The organism is Faecalibacterium hattorii, from assembly GCF_003287455.1.
Taxonomy (GTDB): Bacteria; Bacillota; Clostridia; order Oscillospirales; family Ruminococcaceae; genus Faecalibacterium; species Faecalibacterium hattorii.
Map to the genome: position 1 here is coordinate 17,844 of NZ_PRLC01000023.1, position 11,790 is coordinate 29,633.

The 11,790-nt window shown below is 46.3% G+C and carries 13 protein-coding genes; 11 read left to right on the forward strand and 2 right to left on the reverse strand.

All coding sequences use genetic code 11. The annotated features are described in order from the left end of the window. Nucleotides 1-176: 176 nt before the first annotated feature. Complete coding sequence (locus tag C4N23_RS12930; RefSeq protein WP_181567132.1) at nucleotides 177-476, reverse strand: hypothetical protein; 300 nt, start codon at nucleotides 474-476, stop codon at nucleotides 177-179. A gap of 94 nt (nucleotides 477-570) precedes the next feature. Here C4N23_RS12930 and C4N23_RS12935 point away from each other — a divergent pair, with 94 nt between their 5' ends. From C4N23_RS12935 to C4N23_RS12970, 8 genes are all read left to right on the forward strand, one after another. After that, on the forward strand, nucleotides 571-1,536 hold the full coding sequence (locus C4N23_RS12935; RefSeq protein ID WP_097776305.1) for a helix-turn-helix domain-containing protein: 966 nt from the start codon (nucleotides 571-573) through the stop codon (nucleotides 1,534-1,536). A gap of 141 nt (nucleotides 1,537-1,677) precedes the next feature. After that, nucleotides 1,678-2,274 carry an MptD family putative ECF transporter S component gene (locus tag C4N23_RS12940; protein ID WP_097776306.1) on the forward strand — a complete coding sequence of 199 codons (597 nt, stop codon included), beginning with the start codon at nucleotides 1,678-1,680 and terminating at the stop codon, nucleotides 2,272-2,274. Next, nucleotides 2,274-3,026 carry an energy-coupling factor transporter transmembrane component T gene (locus C4N23_RS12945; RefSeq protein ID WP_097776307.1) on the forward strand — a complete coding sequence of 251 codons (753 nt, stop codon included), beginning with the start codon at nucleotides 2,274-2,276 and terminating at the stop codon, nucleotides 3,024-3,026. Before C4N23_RS12940 ends, C4N23_RS12945 begins: the two co-directional genes overlap by 1 nt. Next, on the forward strand, nucleotides 3,023-4,489 hold the full coding sequence (locus C4N23_RS12950) for an ABC transporter ATP-binding protein (protein WP_112146505.1): 1,467 nt from the start codon (nucleotides 3,023-3,025) through the stop codon (nucleotides 4,487-4,489). Before C4N23_RS12945 ends, C4N23_RS12950 begins: the two co-directional genes overlap by 4 nt. A gap of 126 nt (nucleotides 4,490-4,615) precedes the next feature. Next, entirely contained in the window at nucleotides 4,616-6,400 is a 1,785-nt protein-coding gene (locus tag C4N23_RS12955) for an ABC transporter ATP-binding protein (protein WP_112146507.1), read from the forward strand. After that, nucleotides 6,401-8,149, forward strand: coding sequence for an ABC transporter ATP-binding protein (locus tag C4N23_RS12960; protein ID WP_112146509.1), 1,749 nt, complete (start codon nucleotides 6,401-6,403; stop codon nucleotides 8,147-8,149). A 75-nt stretch (nucleotides 8,150-8,224) separates the two neighbouring features. Next, nucleotides 8,225-8,650 carry a winged helix-turn-helix domain-containing protein gene (locus tag C4N23_RS12965; RefSeq protein WP_112146511.1) on the forward strand — a complete coding sequence of 142 codons (426 nt, stop codon included), beginning with the start codon at nucleotides 8,225-8,227 and terminating at the stop codon, nucleotides 8,648-8,650. 139 nt (nucleotides 8,651-8,789) lie between these two features. Further along, nucleotides 8,790-9,011 (forward strand): hypothetical protein, encoded by a 222-nt coding sequence (locus C4N23_RS12970; RefSeq protein ID WP_015564162.1) that lies wholly within the window; start codon nucleotides 8,790-8,792, stop codon nucleotides 9,009-9,011. Nucleotides 9,012-9,140: 129 nt separating this feature from the next. Here the strand turns inward: C4N23_RS12970 and C4N23_RS12975 are convergent, their stop codons facing one another. Continuing rightward, complete coding sequence (locus C4N23_RS12975; RefSeq protein WP_242983799.1) at nucleotides 9,141-9,647, reverse strand: helix-turn-helix domain-containing protein; 507 nt, start codon at nucleotides 9,645-9,647, stop codon at nucleotides 9,141-9,143. Between the two features lie 741 nt (nucleotides 9,648-10,388). Between C4N23_RS12975 and C4N23_RS12980 the strand changes: the two genes are divergently transcribed. The 3 genes from C4N23_RS12980 to C4N23_RS12990 form a co-directional block, all read left to right on the forward strand. Further along, nucleotides 10,389-10,787, forward strand: a complete 399-nt coding sequence (locus C4N23_RS12980) for an RNA polymerase sigma factor (protein WP_112146515.1) — start codon at nucleotides 10,389-10,391, stop codon at nucleotides 10,785-10,787. A 348-nt stretch (nucleotides 10,788-11,135) separates the two neighbouring features. Next, on the forward strand, nucleotides 11,136-11,363 hold the full coding sequence (locus tag C4N23_RS12985) for a hypothetical protein (protein ID WP_181567133.1): 228 nt from the start codon (nucleotides 11,136-11,138) through the stop codon (nucleotides 11,361-11,363). A 68-nt stretch (nucleotides 11,364-11,431) separates the two neighbouring features. Beyond that, nucleotides 11,432-11,790 (forward strand): type II toxin-antitoxin system PemK/MazF family toxin (locus C4N23_RS12990; RefSeq protein WP_146746491.1); only part of this gene is annotated, 359 nt, incomplete at its 3' end.

Genomic DNA, 11,790 nt, shown 5'->3' on the forward strand with positions numbered 1-11,790 from the left:
AGTACAGGGAAAGCAACACAATCACCTCCAACGGATTCGCATGGATTGGATGTAGTGTACCATGAACCAGCGAAAATGTCGAATGTTTTCCGTTCTGAACGAAGAACAGCCAGCATCATGACCTCACTTACCGTTGAGGCCGTTGCTGGCTGTTCGTTTGGCTTGAGATGTCTCCATCAAAATTGCAGAGCGCAACTGTCTTGAAACTCTACCATATATAAATAGAAGCGTTTTGATAAAACGCGCAGCCTGCATCGGAACGGTGCAGAATGAAGGGGATTGGGCACAGCCCAACAAGCATTTTGCAACGCAAAAATGGCGTTTGTATAGACAAAAGCCCTGCTTGCTATCGAAACCCTACCTTCTATTTCTCCCTCTACTAATACTACAATCTGGAAAGGGTAAAATGGCTGTATCCGCAAAGAAAAACAGAAAAAGGCCACGGCTGAACCTCCATTCATGGTGTGATCCATCATGGCTCTGGCTACACAAGGAATACAAATTGACTTTTCCGGGTTGGTGTTGTAAACTGTTATTAGCTTTAGCTAACCATAAGGAGGGCGCTCATACATGACAAATCAATACATGAATAATCTTTATCGTGATCTGCTCTCTAATTCACCGCAGACGATCACCATAGATATTCCGACAGACATGGGAACCGGTCAGATTTCGCAGATCGTCACGAAACAGGGAGCAGTTGTTTCAGACTGGAGAATGAATTACTTTTCGGATATGAACGTGCAGGGAGTGAGCAGTGAAGAATACATACAAATGCTGTTCTGCTTCAATGACGGCGTTTCCTGGAATATTGCAGACAACCGGCAAAGTGCCAGCATACAAAAGGGTGAATCCTGTATTTATCGCGGCCACGGGAAAATGGAATATCTGTGCTATTCTAAAAAGAGCGATTTCCTTTTCAAAAATGTGAAAATACCTCTATCCTATTTCTATAAGATTCTGAATGACTACTTTGAGGCCGGTGAGATTGAGGTCTATCAGAAAAAATTATTGGACGGCATATCAAAGGTGAATATCACGCCCTATATGGAACACATTTTTGCGGAGCTGAAAGACTTCACGCAATATCGCGGCGGGTTGGGATACCTGTTTCTGGAAAGCAAGGTCTTTGAGTTGCTGTCGGTATATTTGAGCGAGGTCCTGGAGCTGAGTATTCTCGCGTCAACCTACGTTGCAATTTCCAGAAGTGACCGGGATTCCATCATAGAGGCAAAGCGAATTATTGACAGCCAGCTTGCCCTGGCTCCGAGCTGCGAGGAATTGGCGCGGCAGGTCAATATCAGCACTTCAAAATTGACGAAGGGCTTTTCCTCCCTGTTCGGAACATCGGTTCATGCGTATGTCATCGACCAGCGGTTAGAAAAGGCGGCAAGCCTGCTGTTAGAAAGTAATTTGAATGTCAGCCAGGTGGCTATACTGGTGGGATATTCAAAAGCAAGCAATTTCGCAGCGGCGTTCAAAAGGAAATACGGAGTGAATCCGAAAAACTATAAAGCAGAAGCTACGATTGGATAAACGCAAAAATACTGATTTTGGGTAGAATAAAATTGGTTTTGGGTTGGAATCGTGGGCGCAAATTGCTATTATATGTGGTGTGGTTAGAAAAAGCTAACTACACCACATTTTCATTTTCTCAGAGATAAGGAGGATACTGGTATGAGTTCCCAGAAAAAAAGTTCCCGGCTTGAGGGAAAAGATTTAATTACTATCGGCATCTACACCGTCATCTATGTCGTGATTGTTATGCTGGTGGCGATGCTTGGCTTTATCCCCGTTTTTATTCCGCTGATGGCGGTGCTGTGCCCTTTGATTGGCGGCATCCCCTATATGCTGTATGTTACAAAGGCTAAAAAATTCGGGATGACTGCAATCATGGGTTTCCTGATTGGCCTAATCATGGTGTTCTTCGGCAACGGCTATCTTACTATGGTAACTGGTCTTGTTGGCGGCCTGTTGGCCGACGTGATCCTGAAAAAGGCGGACTACAAAAGTGCAAAGAGTACAGTTCTTTCCTGCGGCGTGTTCAGCATCTGGGTGTTTGGCAACTTTGCTCCCATTTTCCTGAACCGTGAAAGCTATATGGTAATGTTGACTGAAGGATACGGCGCTGAATATGCAGCTACCCTTAATACATATATGCCTATGTGGATTGCGCCTATTCTGCTGGTTGCCTGCTTTGTGTTTGGCCTTGTCGGAGGTATGATTGGGAAAGCCATTTGCAAAAAGCACTTCCAGCGTGCCGGTATTGCATAATGGCGCGGGAAATTCTGCTCAGCAAAAAAACAGAACAAGGGCTACGGCTCGATCCGCGTACAAAACTGTTGCTCATCTTCATCATAAGCATTTTTGTCATGGGTGGAACAGGCGGAGAAGCTATGGGGCTGATCCGCCTTGTTCTTTGTACGGTTCCGGCTATATTGCTGCTTACCTCGAAACAATGTGCAAAAGCTGTGGGCTATATTGCTATGTTTTCTGCTTTTTATGCTGTTCAAATTTATGTTTTGCCGCACCTTACGGGAATATTGAATTTCCTCGTTCTGTTTACAACAGGATTCTTCTGCCGAATCCTTCCCAGTGTTGCGATTGCTGCCTATGCAGTGAAAACAACAACGGTCAGTGAATTGATTTCCGGCATGGAAAGAATCCATATGCCTAAAGAAGTGACGATCCCCTTAACGGTCATGTTCCGCTTCTTTCCAACTGTCTTTCAGGAGTCAGAAGCAATCAGTGACGCTATGAAAATGCGTGGGATTAAACTTGGAGGGAAAAAACCTTCAAAAATATTGGAGTATAAGCTGATCCCGATGATTACCTGCTCCGTGAAAATCGGTGAGGAACTTTCCGCCGCGGCAATTACCCGTGGCCTCGGCGCTCCTGTCAAACGCACAAACATTTGCCAGCTTAAATTCAGTTTTGCCGATGTGGTGCTGATCTTGTTTTGTTGCTTTGTAGTGGTTTGGGCGATTGCTTCCCCGATAATTTCCGCAGGAGGGATTTTGCCATGATAGATTTTCAAAATGTTTCTTTTTCTTATGGTGAAGAGTCCAGCGGCGGAGGGATTAGAAATGTCAATCTCACCATAAACACAGGGGAATTTGTTTTACTCACGGGAGAATCCGGCTGCGGGAAAACAACGATTACCCGTTTGGTAAACGGGCTGGTGCCTCATTATTACGAAGGTAATTTAGAGGGCGATGTCCTTCTGGACGGAAAAAGCGTATCAGATACGCCGCTTTATGACTTGGCTGCTATGGTGGGATCTGTATTCCAGAATCCCAAAAGTCAGTTTTTCAACGTGGATACGGATAGTGAATTAGCCTTTGCCTGTGAAAATTTAGGCTATCCCCAGGAAGATATCCTGAAAAGGATTGACCGTACAGTTTCCGATTATCATATTGAAGATTTGATGGGGCGAAGCGTGTTTGCTCTGTCCGGGGGCGAAAAGCAAAAAATAGCCTGTGCTTCATCAAGTGTATTGCTACCGGGAATTATGGTCCTTGACGAACCATCTTCTAATCTGGATATGGCTGCTATTGATGACCTGCGGCAGGTCTTGAGCCTCTGGAAAAAGCAGGGCAAAACAATTCTGATTGCAGAACACCGCCTTTACTACCTTCACGATCTTGCAGATCGTGTGCTGTATGTAAAAGATGGGGAGATTGAACGGGAATACACGCCTGCTGAATTTGACAGTTTATCGGATAGCACTCGAAAAGAAATGGGGCTGCGGCCGTTTTCTCTCTCGAAGTTGAAACCCGCGAATCAGTATCAGGCACATACAGCTAAACTGATGGAATTTCAAAATTTCTGCTTTGCGTATAAAAAGCGGGAACCGGAAAGCCTCCATATTCCGAGTGCTGAACTGCCTGTTGGAGAAACGATTGCCATTATCGGCCTGAATGGCGCTGGAAAATCTACTCTGGCCCGCTGTATTTGCGGACTGGAAAAGAAGTGTGGCCTTTTGCAGGTTGACGGGAAAACCCTTGATTGGAAAGCCCGGCTCAAACATTGCTACATGGTAATGCAGGATACCAGCCATCAGCTATTTACCGAAAGCGTGACGGATGAAGTGCTTCTGAGCATGGACAACGAGGATGAAACTGTTGCAGATGAAATCCTTAAACAGTTTGATCTGCTGGAATATAAAGACAGGCACCCGCTTTCTCTTTCCGGCGGGCAAAAACAGCGGGTAGCGATCGCATCTGCCATTGTGAGTAACCGGGAGATCATTGTGTTTGACGAACCAACCAGCGGGCTTGATCTCAAACATATGCGGGAAGTTGCGCGGAGTTTGAAGTCACTCGCGGATCAGGGCAAAACGCTTCTTGTTATTACGCATGATCCGGAGTTGGTGATGGCGGGATGTTCGTATGTAGTCCATATGGAAAAAGGGCAAATAAAAGAAAGCTATCCATTGGACGTATCCGGCAGTAAAAAGGTTTTGGATTTTTTCCGAATCCGCCAGTGAATTTTAGAAATTATGAATGTCAGGGCCGCCTTGACTGGACAGAAAGATAATGATAAGAGGCCTCTTTACTTTGGCGGCCTCTTGTTTTTGAAGCACAGACAGTACGGCTCAATATAAGGAGGGCTTATGTTCCAAAAAGTATTTGAATATGCCGGACCTCATAAAAAAGGCCTCTATGTTGCAACAGCCATCGTGCTGGTCAGTGTTCTGCTGGGTGTTTTTCCCTTTGTGCTGGCATATCAGGTAATTGCACCGCTGGTCATGGGGGAGGCAATCACTGCTTCCTTTATCATCCAGCATGTCATACTGGTCTTGGTATGTCTGGTGCTGCAAGCTCTTTTCTATGGCTGGGGCCTGAATCTCTCTCATAAAGCAGCTTATGACACGCTGCTCCGCCTGCGGACGGCTCTGCAAAAACGGTTTGAAAAACTGCCGCTGGGTGTTATTCAGGACAAAGGCACTGGCACCGTGAAAAAGCTGTTCGTGGACGATGTAGACAGTCTGGAAGTTCTGCTGGCACACTCTATGCCGGAGGGCATCGCCAACCTGATGGTTCCCATTGCAGTTTATGTGGCAATGTTCTTTGTAGACTGGAAGCTGGCACTGTTATCTTTGGCATCCATTCCGCTTAGCTTAGTTGCCATGATGACGATGTATTCCGTTGGTATGAAGAAAATGGGGCCTTACTATATGGCCGGGCAAAAGATGAACAATACCATTATTGAGTACATCAACGGTATGGAAGTCGTCAAGGTTTTCAATAAAGACGCAGATTCTTACGAACGGTTCCGTAAAGATATATCAGATTATCGGAACTATACACTGGCATGGTATAGGGCGGCATGGCCGTGGATGGCGATTTACAGCAGCCTGCTTCCTTGTACCATCATCCTGACCCTGCCTGTGGGTGCATGGTTTGTCCTCTGCGGCTGGTCGGCTCTGCCCAATTTGATTTTGGTGCTGTGTCTTTCTTTGAGTATCGGTATGCCGCTGCTGAAATCTCTTGGCTTTCTGCCAACCATGCCCCAGCTCAACTATAAAATCTCCGCATTGGAGCAGGTGTTGGATGCGCCGGAACTTCAGCAGACGAATGATAGATTCCATGGAATAGATGATACCATTACTTACGACCATGTTTCTTTCGCTTACCAGACAACACAGCCCGGCCCGGATGGAAAGCCCGCGGTGGTTGAGGATGAAGTTCTCCATGATATTTCCTTTACGGCAAAGGCTGGACAAAAAACTGCTCTTGTCGGTGAATCTGGCTCCGGCAAGAGTACCTTGGCAAAACTGCTGATTCACTATTATGACCCGCAAAAGGGCAGCATTTCCATCGGCGGACAGAAACTTTGCGATATGAGCCTTGAAGCATTGAACAGTCGTATTTCCTATGTGGCGCAGGATCAGTATTTGTTTAATACTTCTCTGCTGGAAAGCATCCGGCTCGGTCGGTTGACTGCAACGGATGAAGAAGTAATAGAGGCCGCAAAGAAAGCTCAGTGCATGGAGTTCATTGAAAAACTTCCGCAGGGCATTCACTCCATGGCAGGCGATGCCGGAAAAATGCTCTCCGGCGGTCAGCGTCAGCGTATTTCTCTGGCGCGAGCAATCTTAAAGGATGCCCCCATTGTAGTTCTTGATGAAGCAACAGCCTATGCTGACCCCGAAAATGAAGAAAAGATGGAAGCAGCCATTGCAGAACTTGTAAAAGGCAAGACCCTCGTGGTGATTGCTCACAAACTGCCCGCCATTATGAATGCCGATCAAATTTGTGTCATCGACCACGGAAAATTGGTAGCAGCGGGTAAGCATCAGGATTTGATTCGCTCCTGCCCTGAATATCAGAAATTGTGGAAAGCCGCACAGGACAGTGCCGAATGGAAAGTACACACTGCAAAGGAGGGAGCCTAAATGTTTGCGATGTTTTCAAGAATTTTGAAACTTTCCGGCCGTTATAAAGGCCGTATTCAAGGTGCATTCGTTTGTGCGTTTTTGGAATCCATTTTGTCAAAAATGTCAATCGTTCTTGCCTTTGTAGTTTTAAGCCGCTTTGCAGCTGACACACTGACCAGCCAGACTTGCCTTTATATCGGCCTTGGACTTGCCGCAGCAGTGTTGGTGCAAATGCTTGTTCATTACCTCAGCGACAGCCTGCAAAGTGCCGCAGGATATTTGATGTTTGCGGATAAACGCATGGAACTGGGTAGCCATCTGCGGAAACTTCCGATGGGCTATTTTACTTCCGGCAACATTGGCAAAATCAGCTCTGTTCTTAGCACGGATATGGTATTCATTGAAGAAGTCGCTATGAGTACGCTGGGCAACATGATGAGCTATCTGCTGTCCTCCTTGATTCTGCTGGTATTCATGTTTTATTTGAACGTACAGCTCGGTTTGATTGCTGCCGCAGTCACGGTTCTGGCATGGCTGGTATCAAAAGGAATGAACAAGGTTTCCCTGCGAGAGGCCGCAGAGCGGCAGGAGCAGAGCGAACGACTGACCGATGCAGTGCTGTCCTTTGTGGAGGGCATTGGCGTCATTAAGAGCTACAACCTGCTGGGCGAAAAATCAGAAGAACTGACTGGCAATTTCCAGCGTTCCAGAAACACCTCCCTTGCTTTTGAGCAGAAAATGACACCATGGACAATGAGCCTGAATATCCTCTACGGCATTGGTATTGCGGCGATTTTCGGCTTGTCGATTGTATTGGAACAGCGCGGCGCACTTCCGCTGGCCTATGTGCTTGGTGTTCTACTGTTTGTGTTTGACCTCTTTGGACCGCTGAAAGCTCTTTATGGGGAAGCATCTCGCCTTACCGTTATGGATGCAGCTCTCGACCGCATTGAAGCAGTCCTGAATGAGCCTGAACTTCCCGACACGGGCAAGCAGCATCTTCCTGCACAGGCACAGCCGGGACAGCCAGAAGTTCAGTTTAACGATGTTGTATTTGCTTATCAGGACAAAGAAGTTCTGCATCATATCAGCTTTGCCATGAAGAAAGATTCCATGACTGCTTTAGTCGGACCTTCTGGCAGCGGCAAGTCTACTATTGCCAATTTGCTGGCTCGGCTTTGGGATGTAAAATCTGGCAGCATAATAATAAGAGGTATGGACATTCGGAACGTGCCTTTGGCAGAGTTGATGGAGCAAATCAGCATGGTATTCCAGCGAGTGTACTTATTCCAAGATACCATTTACAACAATATCAGCATAGGCAAACCGAACGCCACAGAGGAAGAAGTCTATACAGCTGCTAAGAAGGCCCGCTGCTATGATTTCATCATGGCGTTGCCTGATGGATTCCAGACCGTAGTTGGTGAAGGCGGTACTACACTCTCCGGCGGTGAAAAGCAGCGCATCTCGATTGCACGTTGCATCTTGAAAGATGCCCCTATCATCATTTTGGATGAAGCTACCGCAAGCGTAGATACTGATAACGAAAGCTATATTCAGGAGGCCATCTCGGAGCTGGTAAAGGGAAAGACACTTCTCGTAATCGCCCACCGTCTGAATACTATCCAGAATGCCAATCAAATTTTGGTCATTGACAACGGCCAGATTGCACAGCAGGGCACGCACGAAGAACTTTTGAAGCAGCCCGGCATTTATCAGGAGTTTGTCAACATCCGAAAGAATGCGGCTGGATGGAGCCTTGCTTAACAAAATTCAGCGTATGCGATGCGGAGCATTAAATGTCTGTGAGAAGTTGTTCACCAAAGATTCTAGAAGAATTCTATGCAAAAAATTGAAGTTATTGTTCGTATCACGAAGGATCACTGCCCACCGCAAGAGCAGACGATTTTCGAGTGGATTGAAACGAACCGTGCTACGCCAGACACTTTGAATTATCCCGGTTTGGAAATAAACTTGGAACATCGTCGTGTTTTCAAAAACGGACAGGAAGTGTACATGAGCCGTTACGAATATGGCGTTTTAAGTTTAATGGCACGGCATCCGGGGCAATTGTTTACAAAAGAGCAGATATTTGAAGCCGTGTGGCATCAGGATAGTGAAAGCTGCCTGACTGCTGTCACCAATACAATTGGACGCATCCGGCAAAAAATCGAGGATGATAGAGCTGTACCTGTCTATATTCGAACGATTTCCAACCTCGGCTACCAATTTATGCCGAACATTTCAGTGAAAAAAGATTCCTTATAACGATAAAAGCCATACTCAATGGGTAACTTAGACCTTGAGTATGGCTTTTATCGTTAGCTGGATAGATAAAAATTGACATCCTTGCAATCGGAAATAATCTTTTCTAAAATATAGAAAAAAGATTTTAGGAGGCGGTAAGATGCAATCTTTCGAAGATGTTCTGAGAGAGTTTGAAGATTTTTTGCAAACGGCATCCTATTTAGAGGTTCTCCCATGTCGATGGGGGTATGTACGGCTTTTTAATGAGGGTGCTCCTATCAACTTCTACGCAGTCTTATGCCGTACCCCACAAGAACTATATGATACGCTAGAAAATGATCTTGCCATTGAAAAAGAGGTTCAAAATCCACAACGAGACTGATTACTGATTACGAGAAAATTATTGTGTAATTTGTTTGCTTTTCACGTGATTTTATTGAATGACCTGTTAGAATATTGCGTATTCAGACAAAAGAACGCCAGAGAGAAGCGTAACGTCCACTCTGGCAGCTTAGTTGTTTTTGTTCTGTTCTGAAAGTTCTGTCAAATGGATTGCGAGTGACCTTGTGGCATCCAACAGCGTTTTTTGCATTTCTGGCGGACAAGCAAAATAAATCGATTCTAACTCTCGACATTCGCGCTCTGCTTCTGATAAGTTCGGGTTGATAACCGAATCCAAGGAAAGTGGCAGAACATGGAGAATTGAACTTAAAATGTCAAAAGAAGGATTCTGTTTTCCATTTTCAATATTGGCGATATACTTCACCGAAACATTACTTTTCAGTGCCAGTTGCTCTTGTGTCATTTTCATCGCTTTTCGGACAGCCTTTATCTGCTTTCCTAAAGCAATCGCATCCGCATTCGGCATCATCATCACCTCAATAGTATTGTATCGTCCTTGCGGAAAGAACGGTATAACATCATCATTCCAGTGATTTTGTCCTATCGTGCCGATTTTTACATTTCCCGGTCGAGTTATAAAAAAACGGTAACTCGCCTGGGCGATTCTACGCGCCATCTGATCACAGTTGCCGTTTGTGGAGGTAACTGTGATTTTTTATTGGGGTAACGCATCAAAAAAAGCCTGTCTGCTGCCGTAAGCCAGACCGCCCCAAAGCAAGCACAATCGTTCCGTTCCACCATCCACAATCGTGCCGATGTGTTATATTGCGCCAGCTTCCCGCCATGGGAGGCTGGCGTTTTTGCGCTTTTGGAGCCAAAGTGCCGCAGTCCGCCGTTTCTCCCATAATACCGCAGCAAACTTTATATTTGGGAGGGAAAGTCATGCTCGATCATAAGAAGGAAGCAATTACGGAACACTGGCAGTTTTGCCCCAAGTGCAATATAAAGCTCTATCGAATGACCGCCGACTGCACTGGATTCATCCACATAAAATGCTGGCGTTGCCGGGAAATGTTATGGCTCAACCTTTCCATTCGAGCCAAGTAAGCATTGGTTTCATAAAAATCGGGTGCAACGCACTCTGAATATGGACTGTTAGCACCGAGCAACGGGCCATTGCCACATGGCAATGTATGAAACGTAGCACCAAATGGCCGGGCAGCAGCTTGACTGAAAGATCTCCAATCTTTCGGTCGGCTGTTGTCCGGCTATTTTTTATAGCTTCAGATGGCCTGCTCCCGAAAAGGAGCAGGTTTTATGTTTGCCCTCTTTTCATGGCTGCCCCAAGCGGCGAAATATCCGTAGTGTCTCCAGATTTTCGACATTTCACGTTTTATCGAAAATTTGGAGGTTACACATGGACTCTCGCATTCTTCACTACGAGTTTGTCACTGGTGAAAGTGTCAATATTACTGTTTCTGCCGAGATTGCGGAGGTTATCTACGATTCCCGCCGCATGGAACACGCCAGCAACGAGCGTTCACGCTATCATACGGCTTTTTCTTTGGATTCCGAGGATTACGAGGGAACAAATCTGGTTTCCGAGAAAACCCCGGATGATTTGATGGAGGAACTGGAAGATCGGGAGCATCTGCTTGACTGCCTTGCACATTTAAGTGAAAACCAGCGTCAGCGAATTTTGATGCTGGCTCAAGGTATGAGCATCACAGAGATTGCCCGTGTTCAACACGCTGATCGCACCACTGTAAGAGAATCCATTCAGGCTGCTCGAAAAAAATTCAAAAAATATTTTTGAAAACACCCCCCGTTTTACCCCTTGTTTTCTGTTAACAGTGAAAGGTCTGCCACACAGACCTCTCACGAACCTTGAAAACTGAATAGTTCCTTCATCTGGTACTCCGATAATGATACTTCCGTAATTCGCGGCCCGGTCATAAAGCAGACGGGGTGGCTGAAATGCCAATGAAGCGGTACAAGTCCGCTGCCAGATGTTTATGCCCCACTCGCAGGGAGCCGAGGGCGAATATGCGAGACCTTAACTTATTAAATCAGGCGTGGCCGAATGCTGTTTTCGGTCTTCGTCCACGTCTGTTCTTTTTACTTATTCCATATATCTACATTTTCGTCCTACATAGGAGGTTTTATGAACGAAAACGACCATACCACCTTAGAGCAAGCGATCTACGAGGAAATGGAACTGACCCCGGAGATGATTCGGTCCATCCGCACGCTCTGCGGTGTCTGCCTTTGCAGTTTTGTAGAATCCAAGGCGTTCAAAATCGCCATTGTTCCCAGCGCAGACCGGAGCATGGACACTTGCACTGTCTGCCAGACCCGGCGCGGTCATGACTACGTTGTGATGAACCGTTGAACAAACACACCGCACACTGCCAAGGAGGTGCAGCGGGCGGTGTACATATTGCAAAAGGAGGGCAGCTATTGATTCAAAACTGGAAATTCCAACGTGGAGACATTTTCTTCACCCGTTTCGACAACGCCATCGGTTCAGAGCAAAGCGGGAATCGTCCGGCAGTCGTTCTTCAGAACGATGTGGGAAATTTTTACTCGCCCACGCTGATCGTGGCCACATTGACAAGCAAGGCGGCAAAAAAGTATACCCAGCCGACCCACTGCCTGCTGGTGAACGAGTTTCTCTCCGTACCATCCATCGTTCAGGCAGAGCAGATTTTTACCGTAGACAAGAGCAGGGTTCTGAAATATCTCGGACACCTCACCCCGGAAGAAATGAGCCGGGTGGATGATGCTGTCCGTGCCAGCCTTGCCCTGAACCCGATGGG